Below are 20,358 nucleotides of genomic sequence, written 5' to 3'. Positions count from 1 at the left end.
GAACCGAGATCGCGGCGGAACTCATCCTCTGCGGCGGCACGGCGGAACAGAAGGCACATTGGCTGCCCAAGCTGGCGAGTGGTGAAGTGCTGCCGACAGCCGTCTTCACCGAGCCCAACACCGGGTCGGACCTTGGGGCCTTGCGCACCAAGGCGACCAAGGTCGGCGAGGATTGGCAGATCACCGGCAACAAGACCTGGATCACCCACGCCGCGCGCACCCATGTGATGACGGTGCTGGCGCGGTCGGTGCCGGGGACGACGGATTATCGCGGCCTGTCGATGTTTCTGGCCGAAAAGACCCCCGGCACGGATGCGGTGCCGTTCGTCGACAACGGGCTGTCCGGCGGCGAGATCGAGGTCTTGGGCTATCGCGGCATGAAGGAATACACTGTCAACTTCGACGGCTTTGCGGTGAAGGGTGACAACCTTCTGGGTGGAGTGGAAGGGCAGGGCTTCAAGCAGCTGATGCAGACGTTCGAGAGCGCCCGCATCCAGACCGCCGCCCGCGCCGTGGGTGTGGCGCAGAACGCGCTGGAGGTAGGGATGGCCTATGCCACTGACCGCCAGCAATTCGGCAAACCGCTGATCGACTTTCCGCGCGTGGCCGGAAAGCTGGCGATGATGGCGGTGGAGATCATGGTGGCGCGGCAGCTGACCTATTTCAGCGCATGGCAGAAGGACCATGACAAGCGCTGCGATCTGGAGGCGGGGATGGCCAAGCTGTTAGGCGCGCGGGTGGCCTGGGCGGCGGCGGACAATGCGCTGCAAATCCACGGCGGCAACGGCTTTGCGCTGGAATATCAGATCAGCCGCATCCTGTGCGATGCGCGCATCCTGAACATCTTCGAAGGCGCGGCCGAGATTCAGGCGCAGGTGATCGCGCGGCGATTGCTGGATTGAGGCGTCGGCCTGATCTTGTAAGGCCGACGCTCCATTCGCGCCCTATGGCGTTAGGACATTGGCGCGCTCGAAATCGACAGTTTGCGTGCTGCCGTCGTCATAGGTTACCGTCACCTCGACCGTTTCCACTGAGTTCAGCGGCAGCGTCACGTAGGGCCAGTGATCGGGGATTTTAAGCACGTTCGGCTGTGCCTCGGCCTCATAGCAAATTTCGGGCACATGCTCCTGTATCGCGCCGCCGTTCACCGAATACTCGATCTTGCTCAAGCCGCAGCGCCAAGCTTCGAGATGCGTAAAGTAGATCAGATCATTGCCTTCAAATTCCCGCACGGCGATCCAACTGCCTTTGGTCAAGTCCAGGATGGGCTTCACCTCAGCCGCCGTCGTAAAATTCTGTGCCGCCGCTGCTCCGGCCCAAAGCAGTGCCATCGTAAGAATCGAACCTGTCCGCATCTTCTATTTCCCTTTTTGTTCAATACCTTTTGTGTTGCCGCCCGCTGAGCGTTCAACGCACTGGAATATGCCACGCTGTATCGAGAGGCAGCAAGTCGTGAAAAGCCCGGCAGTATGGCCATGCGAGTCTTGGACGGCGGTCAACAAATCCCGATACGAGGACTGATCCGAGCTTGATCTGACAGCCCGGGCAAGGGACACTTCCCAAAACCGAAGGAGATGCGGTCATGGCAGAAATGGTGCTACTGTCTGGCGCTTCAGGCTTCATTGCCAAGCATGTCGCGCTAAAGCTGCTGAATGCGGGTTACGCGGTGCGGGGCACGGTGCGGCGGCTTGACCGGGGGGACGAAGTGCGCAAGGCCCTTGCCCCACATTTGCGGCCGGGCGCAGGCGAGTTGACCTTTGTGCAAGCCGATCTGGAAAGCGACGCTGGCTGGAACGAGGCCATGGTCGGAGTTTCAGCGGTGGTGCACACCGCATCGCCTTTTCCGCTGGCGCAGCCAAAGGACGCGACCGAACTGATCCGCCCTGCAGTGGAAGGAACGCTTCGGGTGTTGAAGGCAGCCCATGCGGCGGGAATTGGTCGGGTGGTGCTGACCTCATCCACCGTTGCGGTGCTGAACGATGGCAAACCTGACAGCCTGCAGGACGAGGCCGACTGGTGCGACACCACCCTGCCAGGCACCACGGCCTACGCCAAGTCAAAGACGATGGCCGAACGCGCCGCCTGGGAATACGCCCGCGCAAACGGCATCCAGCTTACCACGATCAACCCCGGCCTCGTGCTGGGCCCGCCGCTGGACGAACACTACGGATCGTCGCTGCAACTGGTGGAGCGGGTGCTGAAGGGCAAGGATCCGATGCTGCCGGATATCGGTTTTCCTGTCGTCGATGTGCGGGATGTGGCCGAGATGCACCTGCGTGCGCTGCAGCGCCCAGAGACGGCCGGCAAACGCTATCTTGCGGTCGCGGGATCGCTCGCGATGGTTGACATGGGCGTGACGCTGAAAGCGGCCTATCCGGTACGGAAAATTCCAACAAAGGTCGCGCCGGCGTTTCTGCTGCGACTGCTGGCGCTGTTTGATCCGGCGATCAAAGCGATCCTGCCGAAGCTTGGCCATCTGGAGCGGGCATCGAACGCCCGCGCGGTGCAGGAGATGGGGATGGAATTCGTGTCACCCAAGGCCGCATTGCTGGCGAGCGCCGACTGGTTGGACAAGAACGGCAAGGTCTGGGCCTAGCGCCCGCCCCGCGAAGGGCGCGGCAGGCCCAGCCTCGGGTTCAGCCGCCCCGCCACGCCCCAGGCCGACAGCAGCCCCACCCCGGCGGCAAGGAAAATGCCTGGCAACGGGGCAACCCACAGCACCAGCCACGCCGCCCCCGGCGTCAGAATCCCCGAGACGTCGCGGAAACTGGAATAGACCGCCGACATCTCGGTCCGCTCCGACGGTTTCACCGACATCATGAACGGCAGCCCGCCCACCACGTCCAGCATCACCAGAAACATCGAAGATGCCATGATCAGCGCCACGGTGACCCAAGGCAGGAATGACATCAAAGCCGCCGCGCAGAACAGCACGCCACAGACGCCGAACGCCATCCGCACCGATCCGCGCACCGACATGCGCCGGCCCAGCCGGTTCAGCAGCGGGGCGGCAAATAACAGCGCGTTGGTGACTGACAGAGCGATGCCACCCACCTTGTCACCCAAGCCCGCCTCGATGCAGAAGATCGGCAGATAGACGACATAAACCCACCAGCCACAGCTGCGCATCACCGCAAAGCTCCACCCGGCGATCAGGCGGGGCTGGCTGAAGAAGCGCCCAAGGTAGGCCAAAGGGTTCACCGCGGGCCGCTTGGCGCGGGTGATCTGCTTGCCATTGCCAAGGCGTAGCACCCAGAACGTGACCAGCAGCACCAGCGCGAAAGACCCCGCTAGGAGGAACGGCGCTGGCGCCCAGGTGTGGTACAGCCAGACCCCGGCCATCGGGCCGAGGGTCCAGGCGCTTGCCGCATACACCATCTGCACCGACTGGCTGCGCCCCAGATTGGCGCGGTCGACATAGTCCAGCACATAGGCGTTCAGGCAGACAAAGATCGTCACCGTCGCCATTGCATTGGCAATCAGTGCCAAGGGCACCGACCAGTCTGTGCCGATTGCCCCCAAGGTCATGCCCACCAGATACAAGAGCACGCCGCAGGTATAGGCCCAGCGGCGCGGGATCAGCCGGGTGGCCCAAGGCACCATCAGCCCCCAGAGCAGCGCCACGATCCCCGCCACAAAGAACACGATCGAGGTTGATTGCGCATCGCCCAGCGCGTCATACACGACCAGCGGCATGGTCGAGATCAGCATCCCCCGCACCGCTGCGTCCAGCCCCGCCAGAAGGGCGAAATTTTCGATCCGCGGGGTCGGGCTGTGGGTCAGGGCCAGGGGCAGATAACGGTTCGCCATACCGGTCACTTGGCGCTGCGGGCCACCCGCGCGTCTGCAACGGGCGCGACATTGCGCGTCGTTTCACAGCGTGCGGCTGAGAAGGTCGATCAGCCGCGCGCGGGCTTCGGGCAAGCTGCGGCCCGGCACGGAATGCAGCAGTTCGCGGTCCAGAAAATGCGTGGTCAGTGCCAGACCCTGCCGCAGTGCAGTGGGTGACAGCGGGGCCAACCCGGTCAGCCCCGGCGGCAACGGCAGCAGACGGTCCGCCCACTCCCCGGCCCCCTGCGCCGATACCGCGCGCCCGGTGCGCGGGCTGACATAGATCAGCCCTCCGGTCGCCCCGGTGACAGCGCAACTGTCCAGATCAAGGCCAAAGCCCACCTCCTCCAGCAACCGGATCTCCCAGCGCAGATAGGCCGAAGTCCACTCAGGCCCATCCAGCCCGTCCAGTAGGTTCACGGTCTCAGTCCACAGGTCGGGGTGCGGCTGACGTTCGGGCAAGGCCACGCGCACCAGCGCACAGATCGCGGTCAACCCGGCCAGCGCCAGCCTGTCTGACAGCACCCCGGCCCGCGAGCGCTGGGGTTCAACGGTGAATGTGCCGATGTGATCGTCCAGCCTGGCGCGCCATGCGACCTCCAGCTGTGCGCCGGGCTGCAACACCGGGGCCATGCGGCGCGACGCACCGCCGCGCACCACGCCCGCGTGGCGGCCATGCCCTTTGGTGAACACCTCGATGATCGCGGAACTTTCGCCATGCGGTCGCATGGACAAAAGCACCCCTTCGTCCCGCCATTCCATGCCACGACTATCGGGCGGCAGCGCGGCGGGTGCAAGCTCAGCTCGACAGGCCGTCTTCGTCCAGCAGGGTGCGGCCGGCGCGGTCTTCCAGCTCGATCACCCAAAGATCCGGGTCGCGCAGCCGCTGGCGGATCAGCATCACATCGACCTCGCGCTCCGGCCCGTCAGCAAGTTCCATCCAGACCCGCGCGCCAGTCGTCAGATCCGATCGCCGCTCGTAGGCCCGCGCGGTGCCGTCCAACAGCGCCACCTTGACCACTACGGCCCCTGCCGTCTTGTCGCCTTTTGCCGTCACATAGGCCGGAATGCCCGCAAGCTGCAGCCGGGCAAGGTATGCCGACACCCAGAACCCGCTGGTCAGCCGCGTGCTCATCGGATTTGCCCTTTGGCCAGATACTCCCCCCGGAGGGTCCGCCAGTGGTCGCAGGCGTCACGCATCGCCGTCCTTGAACTCCAGCCCCATCTCGGAATAGCGCTCCGGCTCGTCCAGCCAGTTCGGTCGCACCTTGACCTGCAAGAACAGATGCACCGTGCGGTCGAGAAACTCGGAAATCTCGGCGCGGGCGGATTGGCCGATACTTTTGATCGTCTCGCCCTTGTTGCCTAGGATGATACCCTTGTGGCCGTCCCGCGCGACATAGATGATCTGGTCGATCCGCGTGGTGCCGTCAGGCTTGTCTTCCCACTTTTCCGTCTCGACCGTCAGCTGGTAGGGCAACTCTTCATGCAGCCGCAGGGTCAGCTTTTCGCGGGTCATTTCGGCCGCGATCATCCGCATCGGCAGATCGGCGATCTGGTCCTCGGGGTAGAACCACGGGCCAGGCGGCACTTCGGCGGCCAGCCATTCCCGCAGATCGGCGACGCCAAAGCCCTTTTCGGCGCTGATCATGAAGGTCTTCTTGAACGGATAAGCCTCGTTCATCCGCTCGGCAATGGCCAGCAGGGTTTCCGCCTTGACCCGGTCGATCTTGTTGATGGCCAGCGCCACCGGCCGGTCTTGCGGCATCTCATTGGCCAGCCGGTCGATGATGGATTGCGCGCCTTCCGTCAGGCCGCGCGTCGCCTCGATCAGCAGTACGATCACATCGGCATCCGACGCCCCGCCCCAGGCTGCCTTGACCATTGCGCGGTCCAGCCGGCGCCGGGGCCGGAACAGGCCCGGTGTGTCGACGAACACGATCTGCGACTGGCCTTGCATGCAGACGCCGCGAATCCGCGTCCGCGTTGTCTGTACCTTGTGCGTGACGATCGAGATCTTCGCCCCCACCATCCGGTTCATCAAGGTGGACTTGCCGGCATTCGGCTCGCCGATAAGGGCGACGAACCCGGCGCGGGTGGTGTCAGTCATGGGAGCCTCTTTGCGATCAAGATCGTCGCTTACAGCAGTTGAGCGCGCTTTGCCAGTTCGCCAACATGTCGCCATCGGGCCGTATTGCCCGTAGTTGAAGAATCAGCCGTTTCAAACGATTGTTTTCTCAGCGTTTGGAGACCGACTGAGATGCGTTTGTTTCGGCTGCTTTTCAAGGCATTCTTTTCCAGCGCACCCCCAGCACGGCATCGGGTGGTGCACGAGAAGTTACCAACCATGGATTTCTCGGGTCTGGACGAACGGGTGACCGTTCTTCCAGCCAGGCGGGCACAGGTCCGCGCCCTTGCGCACGCGGTGTCCACCAACACACACAAAGTCACCATTCAGGGCCAGTGTTTTGTAGTGGATGGCGATACCATCGTCATCGGCAATGCCAGCATCCGCCTTGCCGGAATCGATGCGCCTGAACTGGATCACCCTTACGGCAAGAACGCGAAGTGGGCGCTGGTGAACCTATGCAAAGGGCAGACGCTTCATGCGGTTCTGGACGGCGCGATGTCACATGATCGCACTGTGGCCACGTGCTATCTGCCTGACGGACGTGATCTTTCTGCAGAAATGGTGAAACTCGGGCTCGCCCTCGACTGGCCGAAGTACTCGGGCGGTAAGTATCGCCAGTATGAGGTTCCCGATATCCGCCGCAAACTGTGGCGCTGCGATGCGCGGCAAAGGGGCCGGATGCCGCCGCCGGCCCGGTAACATCTTATGCGCCGCCCTCCAGCCGGGTCAGCAGCAACCGCGCGGCCTGCTGTTCGGCGATGCGTTTGGACCCGGCGCTGGCTTCAGCATGCTCACCACTTTCCAAGGCCACTTCGACGGTAAACATCGGCTGGTGGTCAGGGCCGGTGCGCCCGGCCTCAGTATAGCTTGGCGGCGGCATGCCGCGCGCCTGCGCCCATTCCTGCAATGCGGTCTTGGCATCGCGCGCGTCGCTGTCGACCCCGGCAATCCGCGCGCCCCAAATGCGCAGCACGGTGGCCTTTGCCGCTTCGAACCCTGCGTCGAGGTACACCGCCGCAATCACCGCCTCCAGCGCGTCACCAAGCAGCGCCTCCTTGCGTCTCCCGCCAGACAGCATCTCGGACCGGCCCAGTTTCAGCACGTCTCCCAGCCCGATATCGCGCGCCACGTCGGCGCAAGTTTCCTTGCGCACCAGCGCGTTAAAGCGCGGCGCAAGCTGCCCCTCGCTGGCGCCCTGATCGGCGTGCAACAGGGCCTCGGCCATCACCATGCCCAAGACCCGGTCGCCCAAAAACTCCAACCGCTGATTGTCTGGCCGGGTGGACGACGAGATCGACGCATGAGTGACGGCCCAGATCAGCAGCTCCGGCTTGCGAAACGGGTGCCCGAGGCGGCCCTCGAAGGCCTTGAGATCTGCTGACAGCCTCAATTTATCAGCTCAAGCAAATGTTCGGCCCGCCAACCGGCCGGATCCAGCAGTGACCACGGGAACCGGATCGCGTTGACCATGCCGGAACTTACTCGACGGCCTTGAAGAAACGGTCGGACCGCCAGGTCCAGAAATACAGCATCCGGCTGCCAGCCGAGGAAAAGATCACCCGGTCCGCCCGACCGATCAGGTATTCGACGGGCACAAATCCGACACCGCCTGCGGCTTGGGCATAGCGGCTGTCCTGACTGTTGTCGCGGTTGTCGCCCATGAAGAAGTAGTGGCCTTCGGGCACGGTGAACACATCGGTGTTATCGCCGAAGCCGTCCTTGTCGATGTTCAGGACGCGGTGTTTCCTGCCTTCGGGAAGGGTTTCGATCGACCGGGTCCGCGTACAGATGCCGCCGTCCCCCACAGCACCGTTTTCACAGCGCGGGCGGTTGCGCATCGGGCCTTGCGGTTCGTTGATCTCTTCGAACACGCCATCCGGCACCTGAGGCGCCATCACGCCGTTGATGTAGAGGATGCCGTCCTTCATCTGGATCTTGTCACCGGGCAAGCCGATCAGCCGCTTGATGAAATCGGTGCCATTGACCGGGTGGCGGAACACCACGACATCGCCGCGCACCGGATCGGATGCCAGAATCCGGCCTGAGAACGGGCACATGGCGAACGGACAGGAATACTTGGAGTAACCGTAGGCCATCTTGTTGACGAACAGGAAATCGCCGATCAGCAATGTGTCCTTCATTGATTCCGACGGTATCCAGAAGGGTTGGAAGAACAGCGTCCGGAACACACCGGCGATCAGAAGTGCGTAAACAATGGTCTTGATCGTCTCGACGATGCCGCCGTCCTTGGTGGTGCCCGATGCCATGCTGCCCTGCCTGCAAGATTTCGCGCTACATGCGCGCGGTCATGCGCCCAAGTCAAGCACGGCCCGGACCCGATGCCGTGATCGGGCGGGCTTCGATCACCACGAAGGCCTGCGCCCAGGGGTGGTCGTCGGTCAGCGTGACATGGATCACCGCCTCATGCCCCTCGGGCGTCATCGCGCGCAGACGTTCCGCTGCCCAGCCGGTAACGTGCATCACGGGCTGGCCAGACCGCAGGTTGCTTACCGCCATGTCCTTCCAGGAAATCCCCATGCGCAGACCCGTGCCAAGCGCCTTGGAACACGCCTCTTTCGCGGCCCAGCGTTTGGCATAGGTGGCGGCCACCGCGCGGGGGCGGCCAGCGGCCTTGCGCTGTTCACGCTCGGTGAACACCCGGTCACGGAACCTGTCGCCAAAGCGCGCCAGCGTCGCCTCGATCCGTTCGATGTTGCAAAGATCGGAGCCGATGCCGAGGATCATTTCAGTGCCACTCCTCAGGCCGGTTCCAGGTATTCATGGCAGAGCTGATCGCGCTCCTCCACCGAAAGATCAAGCTTCAATAACTGGCAGTAGGCGCCCTGCCCGTCGCGGCCAAGATGGTATCGGCAGGTGCGGCAGAAGCCAAAGGTGGGCAGCGACCCGGATGACACCCGGCTACGCAAGATCAACCGCGCAGCCGCGACCAGCGCCTCTGGCTCCTGCTCAAGCGGTAATTGGCCGGGAAGGCGCACGACGATGGCCCGCCCCGCTTCGGTCAGATCATACATGCGCTGGCGTTTGTCGCCCGCCGGCGCATGTTCGATGATCAGGCCCTTTTCGGCGAGCGACTTCAGGGTTTGTGACGCGGTGCCGCGCGTGGTGGCCAGATATTCCGCCACAACCGAGGGGCTGCGCGAAAACCGGTTGGCGCGCGACAGATAGTCCAGCGCCGCGATCTGGGCATCGGTCATCCCCTCCATCCGGCGCTGCGCAGCGTGAACGCGGGCAAGCCGGTCCAGCAGGAACATCATCTCGATCTGCGGTGTCATGCAGCGATGATATTGACTCGCTATCGCATGTGCAATAGTTTCGATTCGCTATCATATTGGAGAAATAAAAATGAACCTGCTTAGAACCACTGGCCTGATCCTGTGCCTGGCACCTGGCATGGCCACCGCCGAAATCACCTCGGCTGCCGATGCCGCCAAGACCGCAAGCTTTGACATTCTGTCTGCCAAGGTCACCCGGTCGGGCGATACGCTGACCTTTCGGATGACCACATCAGGCGCAGCCGGGGCTGAAGTTCCGGCCAAGACCGGCACGCTGGCGGGGGCTGGGGTGTTTGCCTATGTCTGGCCGACCAGCCTTGATCCGGCGACCGTCGGGTTCGAAGGCGGGACTGGCATTCTGGCCCTTGCAGCCACCAGCCACCCGGACTTTGACGACACGCCGCTGTACGACGAAGACGGCGATGGCGATCTGGCCAACGATGGCGCGCAGTGGCACACGCATTGGGTCGTGCTGGCCCCGTCCACCGACTGCGGGCCGTCAAACCTGGCGGTGCGCGACATCCCTGAAGGCCAGACGCCGCAACTGCCCGCCACCTGGCCGGGACTACCGCTGTTCATTGATAGCCCCGATGCAAACCCGGTGCTGGAGGCTTCGACGATCAGCGTATCCGTCGCCGTTACAGGCGCGGAAGGCGCATCCTATGACGGTGTCACCTCAGCACTTCGGGTCAATGCCGACCTGCACGCGCCGCTGTTGTGCGTCGCGGATGTGTTTGACGTAGCGTCGGGTGATCTGTCCCTGCCGGGCAAGATCGACTGACGGGCGCATCAGCCACTGGCGTCAGGGGCGTTCGGCCACGGCCGTGATCGCGCCCGATTGTTGATTGATGGTCACGACCAGCACACCATCCACATAAGTATCGGCGTCGGGCTGCCAGAAACTGGCCGGCAGCCGAAGGGTCAGCCCCTTGGCCGCATCATAAGCCGGCTCCACCCCCTGCAACTTCAGGCCGCCAAAGCCGATGCCGGTCGTCTCCGACACCAGATGACAGCCGCGAAAGCCGCCTTCGTCATAGGGTGGCGACAACACCATCAGGTGAAACGCCCCTGCGGCGGGTTCGACCGTGTCCATCACCGCCACCCGGATTGCCCCTTCGGCATAGGTGGCGCTGTTGTCCGCCCAGGGTTCCGCAATCAGTTGCGCCGAGGCGACGTAGCTTTCGCAATCCGTCACCGTTTGCGCCGCAATCGGGGCCGACCAGACGCCAGCCAGCAAGCCAGCGGCCAGCCAAGAGGTGGCACTGCGGGGTTTCAGCATCACTTCCTCACCTCATCCATCCTGCGGCGCATTTCCTCGATGGCTGGACCGAGACCGCGAAAGATCGCCTCGCCAATCAGGAAATGCCCTATGTTCAGTTCAACAACCTCAGGGATCGCCACAATCGGGCCGACGTTTTCATAGGTCAGCCCATGACCCGCATGCACTTCCAGACCTGCCGCGTGCGCCAGTTGCGCGCCGCGGCGCAAGGCAGCCAGCTCGCGCTGGGCCGGTTCAACGTGACCATCGGCCAGCAGTTCGGAATACAGCCCGGTATGCAGTTCAACCACGGCCGCACCGATCCGCGCGCTGGCCTCGATCTGGCGCGGATCGTGGCTGATGAACATGCTGACGCGGGCACCCGCAGCGCGCAAAGGCGCGATGAACTCGGCCAGTCGGGTCTCATCCGATGCGACATCCAGGCCGCCTTCCGTCGTCCGTTCCTCGCGCTTTTCTGGCACCAGACAGACCGCATGCGGCTTGTAGCGCAGCGCCAGTGCCTGCATATCCGCCGTCGCGGCGCATTCGAAGTTCAGCGGGATCGAGATCGCTGCCATCAATGCGTCGATATCGCCATCGCGGATGTGCCGCCGGTCTTCGCGCAGATGGGCGGTGATGCCATCGGCACCCGCCGCCTCGGCAAGCAATGCCGCGCGCAACGGGTCGGGCCAGGCTGATCCGCGGGCATTACGCACGGTGGCCACATGGTCGATGTTCATGCCAAGCCGAAGCGGCCGGTGCGCAACTGAAGTGGGTGTCATGCGAGACCTTTCTGCATCCTGCTATTCATGCTGACCCTACGGCGTTCCGGGGCCGTCGTCACCCTCGCCCGATGCGTCACGATCGCCTTTCCGTTTCAGTTTGGCCGCCGCAATGGCCACCGTCTCCCGCAGGGAGCGGCGCTTCTCGCCACGTTCCTTGGCTTTGGCGGCGCGGGCATGCTGATAGGCTGCAACCAGCGGAATCGTGACGTAATACGACGCCGCACTGATCAGGATCGCAGGGCCAAGCGCGCCGACGAAATAGGGCACATAGACTTCGCGCCAGAACTGCAGCAATCCGCCCCAGCGCGCGTCACGGTGATCGCTGAAGATGGCTGTCAGGTTGAACCAGAGATCCCCCCCCGCATGCGAAAATGCCCGTGCGATGTATTCGCCGTTCAGCGGTGCCTCGATTCCCATGATCCAGTGACCGAGCGACAGGGCCAGCACGGCAAAGAACGGCGTCGTCACCGGATTGGTGTTGAAGGTTGCCAACAATGCGGCAAGCACATTGCCGCGGATCAGCCGCGCCGCACCCCAGGCCGCCAGAAACTGCATCCCCGGCAGGGGCAGAAACCCGATCAGCGATCCGGCAAAGACACCGCGCGCCACGCGATGCGGTTGGTCTGGCAGGCGTCGCATGCGGTAAACCACATAGCGGATCGCGCGCTTGAACCCACCCTTCGGGTAGATCTGTTCGCGCAACCACGCGCCCCAGCCCAACGGATCCCTGCGCTTGAAGACCAACTTGCATCCTTCCTTATCCGGGAAACGCCCGGCCTTCGCCACTCACGGCCCAAACGAATTGCGGCCAAACGTCTTACGGTTTGCGCGTCAGATCACGATGCCGGGAAATCTGCGCCACGTCGGTTTCCGCCTCTAGCGCGGTCATTACCATATGCAGATGTTCGACATCGCGAAGGTCCACATCAATGATAAGCCGATAGAAATCCGGCTTTCGGTCGGTGAACCTCAGGTCCGAGATATTTGCCTTCTGCTCTCCGATCAAGGTGCAGATGCGCCCCAGCACCCCCGCATCGTTGGAAATCGTCACATCAAGGCTGATTGTGTAAACCGGGGCATGACGGCCCGAATGCCATTGCAGATCGACCCAGCGCGAGGTCTGCTCCTCCAGTTCCTCGAGCGCTGGGCAGTCGATGGCATGTACCACCACGCCCTGCCCGCGATAAGTGATGCCAACGATGCGTTCACCGGGCACCGGCTGGCAGCATTGCGCCCGGCGGAAGTTCTGATCTGCCGTCAGGCCGACCAGCGGGCGCTTGGCATCCACCTCGTCGTCGGTGGCTTTGGCAAGCTCCGGATACAGCGTTTCCACCACCCGCCGCGCCGTCAGTTCGGCCGACCCCAGACGCGCCAGAAGGTCATTCTCGTCGGTCAGACCCAGCATCTTGGCCGCCGTGCGCAGCGCCTTGTCAGATGATTTCTTGCCGACATGGTCGAACGCCGCCCGCGCCAGTTCCACCCCCAGCTTGACGAACCGCCCCCGATCCTCCTCGCGCAGCGATCGCCGGATCGCGGCCTTGGCGCGCCCCGTGGTCACGATGTCGATCCAGCTGACCTGCGGGCGTTGGCCCTCGGCGGTGATGATTTCGACCGACTGGCCGTTCTTCAGCCGGGTCCACAGTGGCACGCGGATGCCGTCGATCTTGGCCGACACGCAGGAATTGCCAATACGGGTGTGAATCGCATAGGCGTAATCCAGTGGCGTTGCACCGCGTGGCAGCTGGATCACATCGCCCTTTGGCGTAAAGCAGAACACCTGGTCGGAATACATCTCCAGCTTGACGTTTTCCAGAAACTCGTCGGTGTCGCCGGCATCCAGCTTGTCGGTCAGCGTGGCAATCCACTTGGCAGGATCGACGGCAAAGGGGTTCTTTGCCCGAACGCCTTCGCGGTACGACCAATGCGCCGCCACCCCGGCTTCGGCCACTTCGTTCATTTCCTGGGTGCGGATCTGCACTTCCACCCGCTTGCCGTCGCGGCCTGACACCGTGGTGTGGATCGACCGGTAGGCGTTGTTCTTGGGCTGGCTGATGTAATCCTTGAACCGGCCCGGCACCGCGCGCCTACGCTGGTGGATCACGCCCATGATGCGGTAGCAATCGGCGACTGACCCGCAGATCACCCGAAACCCGTAGATGTCGGACAACCGGCTGAACGCCAGATCCTTTTCCTGCATCTTGCGCCAGATCGAATAGGGCTTCTTAGCGCGACCGAACACATCGGCCTCGATCTGCGCCTTTTCCAGCTCGTGGCGAATGTCGCCGGTGATCTTGTGGACAACATCGCCTGCCTCGCGCTGCAGGGTCAGAAAGCGGCGCATGATCGAATTGCGCGCCTCGGGGTTCAGAACCTTGAAGGACAGATCCTCCAGCTCCTCGCGCATCCACTGCATGCCCATACGTCCGGCAAGCGGGGCATAGATCTCCATCGTCTCGCGGGCCTTTTGCGCCTGCTTGTCGACGCTCATCGATTTGATCGTCCGCATGTTGTGCAGACGATCACCAAGCTTGACCAGAATGACCCGCAGGTCTTTCGACATTGCCATCAACAGCTTGCGAAAGTTTTCGGCCTGTTGGGTCTCGGTCGAGGAAAGCTGCAGGTTGGTCAGTTTGGTCACGCCATCAACCAGTTCTGCAACCTCTTCGCCAAAGATCGCAGTGATGTCGGTATAGGTGGACCGCGTGTCCTCGATCGTGTCGTGCAGCAGGGCGGTGATGATTGTCGCGTCGTCCAGCCGCTGTTCGGTCAGGATCGCGGCCACCGCGACAGGATGGGTAAAGTACGGCTCGCCCGATTTGCGCATCTGGCCGTCGTGCATCTTATGCCCGTAGGCATAGGCCTTGCGGATCAGATCGGCATTGCTGCGCGGGTTGTAGTTGCGGACAAGGGCGATGAGGTCTTCAACGTCGATCATCAGCGCCCTGCCAGTATCACTTTGGGCCGCCGGGGGGATGCCCGGATCAGATTTCGCCCTGCGCTTCCATCAGGGCACGCAGAAGCTTTTCTTCGGACATGTCGTCCACCATCGGGCGATCCATTTCGCCACCCATCAGCAGCGCCATCTGGTCTTCTTCCGGCTCGTCGACCTCGATCTGGGTCTGGTGGCTTTCGATCATCCGCTCGCGCAGGGCATCGGCCGACTGAGTCTCGTCCGCAATTTCACGCAGCGACACGACCGGGTTCTTGTCGTTGTCGCGGTCAATCGTGATGGGCGAACCCGCCTGAATCTCACGCGCCCGGTGGGCAGCCAACATCACCAGTTCGAACCGGTTCGGAACCTTGTCAACGCAATCTTCGACCGTTACGCGGGCCATGGGCTACTCCAGTTCGGGTGGCTTCTTGGAAGTGGCCTATGTAGTCGCTGCTATAATTCTTGACAAGCGCTGAATCCGGCAATTTCAAAGCGGTGTGACGGCGTCACGATCCGCCTGTGGCAAGGCCGCCAGCATCTCGCGCACGCTCAGCCCGGTGCGTGGATGCACCCAATCGGGTGCAACATCCGCCAAAGGCACCAGCACAAAGGCGCGGTCCTGCAGGCGCGGGTGCGGCAGGATCAGCGTCTCAGGCGTGGTGCCGACCTGCGATTCGGCTGGCATTTTGCGCCAAAAGTCGTGGGTTTCGGGATCAGGCAGAACCGAATCACCGAACGCTAGAAGGTCGATGTCCAATGTACGCATACCCCAGCGCTGTACTCGCTTGCGCCCAAACTGGCTTTCCACCGCGTGCAGCCGGCTCATTAATGACGCTGGGTCAAGCGGAGCAATGCCAAATTCTTTCCAACCAATCACGGCAGCAGCATTGACATAATCCGGCCCGGCCCCCGCCGGAAAGCAAGGAGTCGCGAAAAAGCGACTTAGCGCAAGAACCTCAAGCCCTTGCGAGGCGAGAGCTTTCGACGCCTTCGCCAAAGTGATCTCCGGCTTTTCGCCGCCAATTGGCAAGTTTGCGCCGAATGCAATCAGCGCGTGTTCACTTTTGCACGTTATCACGTCGATTTTCCCATACTTGACTTGAACCGGTGACGTTTCGACTAATATTCACCGTTTGTTGTCCGGCGGATTCCTCTACAGTACGTAGATCAGTCAGGAAGTTCGATTGGTACGACGACTTTTCGAGGGGATCTTCTATGTTTTACAAAGACGAACGGCTTGCGCTGTTCATCGACGGATCGAATCTGTACGCGGCCGCAAAGGCGCTTGGGTTTGATATCGACTACAAACTCTTGCGGATGGAGTTTTTGCGGCGCGGCAAAATGCTGCGTGCGTTCTACTACACCGCTCTGCTGGAAAATGACGAGTATTCGCCGATTCGACCCCTGGTCGATTGGTTGCACTACAACGGCTTTACTATGCGCACCAAGGCGGCGAAGGAATACACCGACAGTCAGGGTCGGCGTAAAGTCAAAGGCAACATGGATATCGAACTGTGCGTCGATGCCATGGAGCTGGCAGCGCACGTCGATCATGTCGTGTTGTTCTCGGGCGACGGCGACTTCCGTCCCTTGGTGGAAAGCCTGCAACGTCAAGGGGTTCGGGTGTCGGTGGTGTCCACCATCCGCAGCCAGCCACCGATGATTGCCGACGAATTGCGCCGCCAGGCCGACAATTTCATCGAGCTGGACGAGCTGCGCGATGTGATCGGCCGCCCGCCACGTGAACCGCGCCCGCTGACGCCGGAAGACATGGCCGCCGAGGTGAAGTGACCTTGACCAAAGCCGGGCATTCCAGGTGCCCGGCTGCGGAAATGCGCTCTGAAGAACTCTCCTGCCACAGGGGATCATTTTGTCATGTGGCATCACTGTTGGAAAAGCCCGTCAGGTCGAAATCGACCTCGGGTCCACAACGCCTCTATCCCGCAGCGCGCCGAAAATGACGGCATTGCTCGGCATGTTTGTCGCGGCATTTCTTGCCGCCTCGCCGGTTCCCTTTCAGTCAGAAGTCGTGTTCCTCAGCCTCGCCGCCGCTGGTTGGCCGATGACCGCGCTTGTTGCCGTGGCGTCGGTCGGCAACATCCTTGGCTCCTGCCTCACCTACGCGCTGGGCCGCGGCCTCGCCGGATTTCGCGATCACCGCTGGTTTCCGCTGACCCCGCCGCAGATGGACCGCGCCGAAGGCTGGTTCCGGCGCTGGGGGGTTTGGGTGCTGCTGATCAGCTGGGCACCGGGCGGCGATCTGGCGGTGGCGATGGCCGGGGTCTTGCGCGTACCGCTCTGGCAGTTCGTGATATTGGTCACCATCGCCAAGACCAGCCGTTATGCCGCGCTGGCGTTGGCCTTCGTTGGCGTCACCGGTTAGCCTGCATCGCCCGTCACGTTTACACTGCCGCGCCCTAAGGGGCTGGACCTATGGCCCGTGCCGAATTACCTCTGCTCCACACGCTCCGAGGTTTCCCAGATGCCCGACCTGCCGCCCCTGACCCTTTACCTCGCTGCCCCGCGCGGCTTTTGCGCCGGGGTGGACCGCGCCATCAAGATCGTCGAAATGGCTCTGGATAAGTGGGGCGCGCCCGTCTATGTCCGGCACGAGATCGTGCACAACAAGTTCGTCGTCGATGCCTTGCGCGAGAAAGGTGCGGTTTTCGTCGAGGAGCTGGATGACTGCCCCCCCGACCGACCGGTGATCTTTTCCGCGCACGGTGTGCCGAGGTCGGTTCCCGCCGAGGCCACGCGGCGCCAGATGATCGCCGTCGATGCCACCTGCCCGCTTGTCACCAAAGTGCATAACGAAGCCGCGCGGTATTCGGAAAACGGTCTTCAAATGATCTATATCGGTCACGACGGCCACCCCGAAACCATCGGCACCATGGGCCAGCTGCCTGAGGGCGAGGTGCTGCTGGTCGAAACCGTCGCGGATGTGGCGCGCCTGTCGGTCCGTGATCCGGCCAAGCTGGCCTTCATCACCCAGACCACGCTGTCGGTCGATGACACCGCCGACATCGCCGCCGCCCTCCAGGCGCGCTTCCCTGCGATCCATGCGCCCGCGCATGAGGATATCTGCTACGCCACCACCAACCGGCAAGCCGCCGTCAAGGCGGTCGCTCCACGGATCGACGCGCTTTTGGTGATTGGCGCGCCCAACTCCTCCAACTCCAAGCGTCTGGTCGAGGTCGGCCGCACCGCCGGTTGCGCCTATGCCCAGCTGATCCAGCGCGCCGCCGATATAGACTGGCGCGCCCTTGCAGGTGCGAAAGCCATCGGCCTGACTGCCGGCGCATCGGCCCCCGAGGTGCTGGTGACCGAGGTGATCGACGCGCTTCGTACCCGTTTTGCGGTGACAATCGAACTGGTGGAAACCGCCGTCGAGAACATCGAGTTCAAAGTCCCTCGCATTTTGCGTCAAGAGGTTGGCTGATGCTTGGCCGCAGTCTTGGCGCCTTGCTGCTCTCGATCCCGCTTCCCGCCCTGGCCAACGATGCGGCGGTCTTTGTCACCTTCTGGGCCAACTCCGGCAGTCTGCCGCCGGAATATGCGTGGGACGTCAACGTCATCATCACCGTGGATGGCCAGCTGTCCCTGAAACACTGCCGGGGCTATGAAACTGAAGGTCCCGCCTGCACGACCAGCACGGCCAAAGTCGACGCCGCCGCGCTTGGAGCAATCCGTGAGGCGGCGATCACAGCGCAAGTCTTCGGCAACCCTGCGCAAGAGACCTCGGACATTCCCGTGGGCGGCGGCGCACGTGGGGGTTCCGTGGCGCAAGGTGGTGAGGTGGCAGTGCTGTCCGCCTGGCCTGTCGAAGCTGATGCAGAACGTGTCGGCGCGGTGCTTGACGCGATCTATTCCGCCATCCCAACTGAGTTGAGTACCAAGTTCATCGAAGACAATTGAACCAAGCAAGGGACAGTACATGATCGCCATATCCCCGGAGTTCCTGCTGACCGCCTTTGTCGTCTGCGTGACCCCCGGCATTGGCGTGGTCTACACGCTGTCCTCCACCCTTGGCGGCGGCTTTCGCGCCGGGGTCTGGGCCTCCATTGGCTGCACGCTGGCCACCGTGCTGCACCTGGCCGTGGCGCTCGCGGGGCTTGCCGCCGTGTTGCACACCAGCGCCGTCTTGTTCCAAACCATCAAATACGCGGGCGTCGCCTACTTGTTGTGGATGGCCTGGGCCGTCCTGCAAAGCCACGGCTCCATGGCGATCACCGCGACCGAGGGCGGATCGGCCGCGCGCCTGGTCTGGCGCGGCATCGTGCTGAACATCCTGAACCCCAAGCTACCGTTGTTCTTTGTGGCCTTCCTGCCGCAGTTCCTGCCTGCAGGCGAGACCAGCGTCGCTGCAATGCTGCAACTGGGCGCGGGCTTTACCCTGATGACGCAGGCAACCTTTCTTCTTTATGTCGTCCTTGGTGCATCCGGTCGCCAGACCGTGCTCTCCAGCCCCACGTTGATGACTTGGATGCGCCGTGCCTTCGCCGCCTCGTTTGCGGCTCTCGGCGCGCGATTGGCGTTTGAGAGAGCATGACCCGCATTCCCGCCGGCCCCCTCATCCTCGGCCTGGCCGGGCTTATTCCCTTCCTGTGGTCGGCGGCCACGCATCTTTCCCCCGCCCTTGCGGCTTGGGCTGGGGGCTATCTGCCCCCGATGTTCATCGGTTCCTACGTCGGCCTCAGCTACGGCACGATCATCCTGTCGTTCATGTCCGGCGTCCTGTGGGGTTTTGCCGCCAAGGCCGAAGGGCGCGCAGCGACGGTCGGCTACGCACTTTCCGTCATTCCCGCGCTTTGGGTGTTCGTGATGGTCACCGATTCGTCGGTAAACTCGATGATCTACCTTGCCGCCGGTTTCGCGGGCCTCCTGCTGCTCGACGCGTCTTTCGCGGCCCAAGGTCTTGCGCCCGGCTGGTGGATGCGGCTACGGCTCCTGCTCACCGCCATTGTGCTCGGCTGTCTGGCCGTGCCGATCCTTACCTGACAGGACCCCGATGCCCGACCTCTTCGCCTATACCGACGGCGCCTGTTCCGGCAATCCCGGCCCCGGTGGCTGGGGCGTGCTGATGCTGGCCCGCGAAGCCGGCGTGGTCGTCAAGGAACGTACATTGCAGGGCGGCGAGGGCCTGACCACCAACAACCGGATGGAACTGATGGCCGCGATCTCGGCGCTCGAGGCGCTGACCCGGGAAACCGAGCTGACCATCGTCACCGACAGTGCCTATGTGAAGAACGGCATCACCGAATGGATGACGGCGTGGAAGCGCAAGGGCTGGCGCACTTCCGGGGGGCCGCCGGTCAAGAATGTCGATCTGTGGCAACGGCTTGACGCGGCCCAGGCGAAACACAAGGTCACCTGGCGCTGGATCAAGGGCCATGCAGGACACGCCGAAAACGAACGTGCCGATGCTTTGGCCCGCGCCGGGATGGCCCCGTTCAAACCCGGCGCCGCGTGATGGCCCTGCCGACCGAGGCCTTGCTGCAAGCGCTCGACTACGCCTCGGTTGCGGTGTTTGCAGTGACCGGCGCGCTGGTCGCTTCGCGGTCGCAGCTGGATATCGTCGGCTTTATCTTCATCGCCTGCCTGACTGCCGTTGGTGGTGGCACGCTGCGCGACATCATCCTTGACCGCGAGGTGTTCTGGGTCGCCGATCCCGTTGTCCTGGCTGTGGCCAGCGCCGCCGCCGTGCTGGTGTTTCTGACGGCGCATCTGCTGGAAAGCCGCTACCGGGCGCTGCTGTGGATCGACGCGTTCGCGCTGGCCGTCGCGGTGCCTGCAGGCGTCGCCGCCGCGTTGGCCGATGGGCAAGGCTGGCCTATCGTGCTGGTCATGGGCATGATCACTGGCTGCATGGGTGGCCTGATGCGCGACGTGGTGTGCAACGAGGTGCCGCTGGTCCTGAAACAGGGCGAGCTTTACGTAACCTGCGCCTTCGCGGGGGCGCTTGCAGCCGTTCTGGCCGGGGTTGCGGATCTGGACAGCCGTCTGGGCCTGATCCTTTGCGCCGCCGCCGTGCTGATCTTGCGCGCGGGAAGCCTCAGCCTTGGGTGGCGGCTGCCAGTGTACCGCTCCACCCCGCCAAAGCCCGGCGCGCCGAAACGGTAGGTCACAAG

General features: G+C 63.1%; 27 protein-coding genes. 12 read left to right on the top strand and 15 right to left on the bottom strand.

The features are described from left to right. On the top strand, nucleotides 1-902 hold a 902-nt coding region (locus tag RMO18_RS03680), incomplete at its 5' end, for an acyl-CoA dehydrogenase (RefSeq protein ID WP_309663970.1). 42 nt (nucleotides 903-944) lie between these two features. On the opposite strand, the gene RMO18_RS03675 is transcribed toward RMO18_RS03680, so the two are convergent. After that, nucleotides 945-1,355: a hypothetical protein gene (locus tag RMO18_RS03675; protein WP_309663969.1), complete on the bottom strand. Its 411-nt coding sequence runs from the start codon at nucleotides 1,353-1,355 to the stop codon at nucleotides 945-947. 227 nt (nucleotides 1,356-1,582) lie between these two features. On the opposite strand from RMO18_RS03675, the gene RMO18_RS03670 reads away from it, so the two are divergent. Beyond that, nucleotides 1,583-2,596, top strand: coding sequence for an aldehyde reductase (locus RMO18_RS03670; protein WP_309663968.1), 1,014 nt, complete (start codon nucleotides 1,583-1,585; stop codon nucleotides 2,594-2,596). On the opposite strand, the gene RMO18_RS03665 is transcribed toward RMO18_RS03670, so the two are convergent. From RMO18_RS03665 to era, 4 genes are all read right to left on the bottom strand, one after another. Continuing rightward, nucleotides 2,593-3,810, bottom strand: a complete 1,218-nt coding sequence (locus RMO18_RS03665) for an MFS transporter (RefSeq protein ID WP_309663967.1) — start codon at nucleotides 3,808-3,810, stop codon at nucleotides 2,593-2,595. The two genes, RMO18_RS03670 and RMO18_RS03665, sit on opposite strands and share 4 nt — an antisense overlap. 63 nt (nucleotides 3,811-3,873) lie before the next feature. After that, complete coding sequence (gene recO, locus RMO18_RS03660) at nucleotides 3,874-4,593, bottom strand: DNA repair protein RecO (RefSeq protein WP_309663966.1); 720 nt, start codon at nucleotides 4,591-4,593, stop codon at nucleotides 3,874-3,876. 37 nt (nucleotides 4,594-4,630) lie between these two features. Beyond that, nucleotides 4,631-4,966: a DUF1491 family protein gene (locus RMO18_RS03655; RefSeq protein ID WP_309663965.1), complete on the bottom strand. Its 336-nt coding sequence runs from the start codon at nucleotides 4,964-4,966 to the stop codon at nucleotides 4,631-4,633. A 57-nt stretch (nucleotides 4,967-5,023) separates the two neighbouring features. Further along, complete coding sequence (gene era, locus RMO18_RS03650; protein WP_309663964.1) at nucleotides 5,024-5,941, bottom strand: GTPase Era; 918 nt, start codon at nucleotides 5,939-5,941, stop codon at nucleotides 5,024-5,026. Between the two features lie 84 nt (nucleotides 5,942-6,025). On the opposite strand from era, the gene RMO18_RS03645 reads away from it, so the two are divergent. After that, entirely contained in the window at nucleotides 6,026-6,661 is a 636-nt protein-coding gene (locus tag RMO18_RS03645) for a thermonuclease family protein (RefSeq protein ID WP_309663963.1), read from the top strand. A gap of 4 nt (nucleotides 6,662-6,665) precedes the next feature. Here the strand turns inward: RMO18_RS03645 and rnc are convergent, their stop codons facing one another. The 4 genes from rnc to RMO18_RS03625 all read right to left on the bottom strand — a co-directional run bounded on the left by rnc (nucleotide 6,666) and on the right by RMO18_RS03625 (nucleotide 9,255). Next, nucleotides 6,666-7,352, bottom strand: coding sequence for a ribonuclease III (gene rnc, locus RMO18_RS03640; RefSeq protein ID WP_309663962.1), 687 nt, complete (start codon nucleotides 7,350-7,352; stop codon nucleotides 6,666-6,668). Between the two features lie 88 nt (nucleotides 7,353-7,440). Then, the gene (lepB, locus tag RMO18_RS03635; protein ID WP_309663961.1) at nucleotides 7,441-8,229 is read right to left on the bottom strand and encodes a signal peptidase I; all 789 of its coding nucleotides are present in this window, start codon (nucleotides 8,227-8,229) and stop codon (nucleotides 7,441-7,443) included. A gap of 52 nt (nucleotides 8,230-8,281) precedes the next feature. Continuing rightward, nucleotides 8,282-8,707 (bottom strand): holo-ACP synthase, encoded by a 426-nt coding sequence (gene acpS, locus RMO18_RS03630; protein ID WP_309663960.1) that lies wholly within the window; start codon nucleotides 8,705-8,707, stop codon nucleotides 8,282-8,284. Between the two features lie 14 nt (nucleotides 8,708-8,721). Continuing rightward, on the bottom strand, nucleotides 8,722-9,255 hold the full coding sequence (locus tag RMO18_RS03625; protein WP_309663959.1) for a MarR family transcriptional regulator: 534 nt from the start codon (nucleotides 9,253-9,255) through the stop codon (nucleotides 8,722-8,724). Nucleotides 9,256-9,325: 70 nt separating this feature from the next. On the opposite strand from RMO18_RS03625, the gene RMO18_RS03620 reads away from it, so the two are divergent. Further along, the gene (locus tag RMO18_RS03620) at nucleotides 9,326-10,036 is read left to right on the top strand and encodes a hypothetical protein (protein WP_309663958.1); all 711 of its coding nucleotides are present in this window, start codon (nucleotides 9,326-9,328) and stop codon (nucleotides 10,034-10,036) included. A 21-nt stretch (nucleotides 10,037-10,057) separates the two neighbouring features. Here the strand turns inward: RMO18_RS03620 and RMO18_RS03615 are convergent, their stop codons facing one another. The 6 genes from RMO18_RS03615 to folK all read right to left on the bottom strand — a co-directional run bounded on the left by RMO18_RS03615 (nucleotide 10,058) and on the right by folK (nucleotide 15,308). After that, on the bottom strand, nucleotides 10,058-10,534 hold the full coding sequence (locus RMO18_RS03615; protein WP_309663957.1) for a hypothetical protein: 477 nt from the start codon (nucleotides 10,532-10,534) through the stop codon (nucleotides 10,058-10,060). Beyond that, the gene (locus tag RMO18_RS03610; RefSeq protein ID WP_309663956.1) at nucleotides 10,534-11,295 is read right to left on the bottom strand and encodes a pyridoxine 5'-phosphate synthase; all 762 of its coding nucleotides are present in this window, start codon (nucleotides 11,293-11,295) and stop codon (nucleotides 10,534-10,536) included. Before RMO18_RS03610 ends, RMO18_RS03615 begins: the two co-directional genes overlap by 1 nt. Before the next feature lie 36 nt (nucleotides 11,296-11,331). Beyond that, entirely contained in the window at nucleotides 11,332-12,042 is a 711-nt protein-coding gene (locus RMO18_RS03605; RefSeq protein ID WP_309663955.1) for a DUF2062 domain-containing protein, read from the bottom strand. A gap of 73 nt (nucleotides 12,043-12,115) precedes the next feature. Then, complete coding sequence (locus RMO18_RS03600) at nucleotides 12,116-14,233, bottom strand: bifunctional (p)ppGpp synthetase/guanosine-3',5'-bis(diphosphate) 3'-pyrophosphohydrolase (RefSeq protein ID WP_309663954.1); 2,118 nt, start codon at nucleotides 14,231-14,233, stop codon at nucleotides 12,116-12,118. Between the two features lie 46 nt (nucleotides 14,234-14,279). Then, complete coding sequence (gene rpoZ / locus RMO18_RS03595) at nucleotides 14,280-14,633, bottom strand: DNA-directed RNA polymerase subunit omega (RefSeq protein ID WP_309663953.1); 354 nt, start codon at nucleotides 14,631-14,633, stop codon at nucleotides 14,280-14,282. Between the two features lie 84 nt (nucleotides 14,634-14,717). Then, a complete protein-coding gene (folK, locus tag RMO18_RS03590; protein WP_309663952.1) occupies nucleotides 14,718-15,308 on the bottom strand; it encodes a 2-amino-4-hydroxy-6-hydroxymethyldihydropteridine diphosphokinase in 591 nt (196 codons plus the stop codon). A 137-nt stretch (nucleotides 15,309-15,445) separates the two neighbouring features. On the opposite strand from folK, the gene RMO18_RS03585 reads away from it, so the two are divergent. From RMO18_RS03585 to RMO18_RS03550, 8 genes are all read left to right on the top strand, one after another. Then, complete coding sequence (locus RMO18_RS03585) at nucleotides 15,446-16,021, top strand: NYN domain-containing protein (RefSeq protein WP_309663951.1); 576 nt, start codon at nucleotides 15,446-15,448, stop codon at nucleotides 16,019-16,021. Between the two features lie 166 nt (nucleotides 16,022-16,187). Continuing rightward, nucleotides 16,188-16,613, top strand: a complete 426-nt coding sequence (locus RMO18_RS03580) for a YqaA family protein (RefSeq protein WP_309663950.1) — start codon at nucleotides 16,188-16,190, stop codon at nucleotides 16,611-16,613. Nucleotides 16,614-16,712: 99 nt separating this feature from the next. Next, a complete protein-coding gene (gene ispH, locus RMO18_RS03575) occupies nucleotides 16,713-17,669 on the top strand; it encodes a 4-hydroxy-3-methylbut-2-enyl diphosphate reductase (RefSeq protein WP_309663949.1) in 957 nt (318 codons plus the stop codon). After that, nucleotides 17,669-18,145 (top strand): hypothetical protein, encoded by a 477-nt coding sequence (locus tag RMO18_RS03570; protein ID WP_309663948.1) that lies wholly within the window; start codon nucleotides 17,669-17,671, stop codon nucleotides 18,143-18,145. Before ispH ends, RMO18_RS03570 begins: the two co-directional genes overlap by 1 nt. A gap of 28 nt (nucleotides 18,146-18,173) precedes the next feature. Next, nucleotides 18,174-18,779 (top strand): LysE family translocator, encoded by a 606-nt coding sequence (locus RMO18_RS03565; RefSeq protein WP_309663973.1) that lies wholly within the window; start codon nucleotides 18,174-18,176, stop codon nucleotides 18,777-18,779. Continuing rightward, nucleotides 18,776-19,228 carry a DUF3429 domain-containing protein gene (locus tag RMO18_RS03560; protein ID WP_309663947.1) on the top strand — a complete coding sequence of 151 codons (453 nt, stop codon included), beginning with the start codon at nucleotides 18,776-18,778 and terminating at the stop codon, nucleotides 19,226-19,228. Before RMO18_RS03565 ends, RMO18_RS03560 begins: the two co-directional genes overlap by 4 nt. Nucleotides 19,229-19,238: 10 nt before the next feature. Further along, a complete protein-coding gene (gene rnhA / locus RMO18_RS03555) occupies nucleotides 19,239-19,700 on the top strand; it encodes a ribonuclease HI (RefSeq protein WP_309663946.1) in 462 nt (153 codons plus the stop codon). Then, on the top strand, nucleotides 19,700-20,350 hold the full coding sequence (locus RMO18_RS03550; RefSeq protein ID WP_309663945.1) for a trimeric intracellular cation channel family protein: 651 nt from the start codon (nucleotides 19,700-19,702) through the stop codon (nucleotides 20,348-20,350). The genes rnhA and RMO18_RS03550 overlap by 1 nt, the downstream gene beginning before the upstream one ends. Nucleotides 20,351-20,358 lie beyond the last annotated feature (8 nt).

This window comes from Tabrizicola sp., from assembly GCF_031377265.1.
Taxonomy (GTDB): Bacteria; Pseudomonadota; Alphaproteobacteria; order Rhodobacterales; family Rhodobacteraceae; genus JAUYQR01.
The sequence above is the reverse complement of the archived record's forward strand: the minus strand, read 5'-3'. Positions and strand labels throughout refer to the sequence as shown.

Bases quoted from the DNA above. Each gene is read 5' to 3' on its own strand.
- RMO18_RS03675 (WP_309663969.1), bottom strand. From the start codon at position 1,355: ATGCGGACAGGTTCGATTCTTACGATGGCACTGCTTTGGGCCGGAGCA.
- RMO18_RS03670 (WP_309663968.1), top strand. From the start codon at position 1,583: ATGGCAGAAATGGTGCTACTGTCTGGCGCTTCAGGCTTCATTGCCAAG.
- RMO18_RS03665 (WP_309663967.1), bottom strand. From the start codon at position 3,810: ATGGCGAACCGTTATCTGCCCCTGGCCCTGACCCACAGCCCGACCCCG.
- recO (WP_309663966.1), bottom strand. From the start codon at position 4,593: ATGGAATGGCGGGACGAAGGGGTGCTTTTGTCCATGCGACCGCATGGC.
- RMO18_RS03655 (WP_309663965.1), bottom strand. From the start codon at position 4,966: ATGAGCACGCGGCTGACCAGCGGGTTCTGGGTGTCGGCATACCTTGCC.
- era (WP_309663964.1), bottom strand. From the start codon at position 5,941: ATGACTGACACCACCCGCGCCGGGTTCGTCGCCCTTATCGGCGAGCCG.
- lepB (WP_309663961.1), bottom strand. From the start codon at position 8,229: ATGGCATCGGGCACCACCAAGGACGGCGGCATCGTCGAGACGATCAAG.
- acpS (WP_309663960.1), bottom strand. From the start codon at position 8,707: ATGATCCTCGGCATCGGCTCCGATCTTTGCAACATCGAACGGATCGAG.
- RMO18_RS03625 (WP_309663959.1), bottom strand. From the start codon at position 9,255: ATGACACCGCAGATCGAGATGATGTTCCTGCTGGACCGGCTTGCCCGC.
- RMO18_RS03620 (WP_309663958.1), top strand. From the start codon at position 9,326: ATGAACCTGCTTAGAACCACTGGCCTGATCCTGTGCCTGGCACCTGGC.
- RMO18_RS03615 (WP_309663957.1), bottom strand. From the start codon at position 10,534: ATGCTGAAACCCCGCAGTGCCACCTCTTGGCTGGCCGCTGGCTTGCTG.
- RMO18_RS03610 (WP_309663956.1), bottom strand. From the start codon at position 11,295: ATGACACCCACTTCAGTTGCGCACCGGCCGCTTCGGCTTGGCATGAAC.
- RMO18_RS03600 (WP_309663954.1), bottom strand. From the start codon at position 14,233: ATGATCGACGTTGAAGACCTCATCGCCCTTGTCCGCAACTACAACCCG.
- rpoZ (WP_309663953.1), bottom strand. From the start codon at position 14,633: ATGGCCCGCGTAACGGTCGAAGATTGCGTTGACAAGGTTCCGAACCGG.
- RMO18_RS03585 (WP_309663951.1), top strand. From the start codon at position 15,446: ATGTTTTACAAAGACGAACGGCTTGCGCTGTTCATCGACGGATCGAAT.
- RMO18_RS03580 (WP_309663950.1), top strand. From the start codon at position 16,188: ATGACGGCATTGCTCGGCATGTTTGTCGCGGCATTTCTTGCCGCCTCG.
- ispH (WP_309663949.1), top strand. From the start codon at position 16,713: ATGCCCGACCTGCCGCCCCTGACCCTTTACCTCGCTGCCCCGCGCGGC.
- RMO18_RS03570 (WP_309663948.1), top strand. From the start codon at position 17,669: ATGCTTGGCCGCAGTCTTGGCGCCTTGCTGCTCTCGATCCCGCTTCCC.
- RMO18_RS03560 (WP_309663947.1), top strand. From the start codon at position 18,776: ATGACCCGCATTCCCGCCGGCCCCCTCATCCTCGGCCTGGCCGGGCTT.
- rnhA (WP_309663946.1), top strand. From the start codon at position 19,239: ATGCCCGACCTCTTCGCCTATACCGACGGCGCCTGTTCCGGCAATCCC.
- RMO18_RS03550 (WP_309663945.1), top strand. From the start codon at position 19,700: ATGGCCCTGCCGACCGAGGCCTTGCTGCAAGCGCTCGACTACGCCTCG.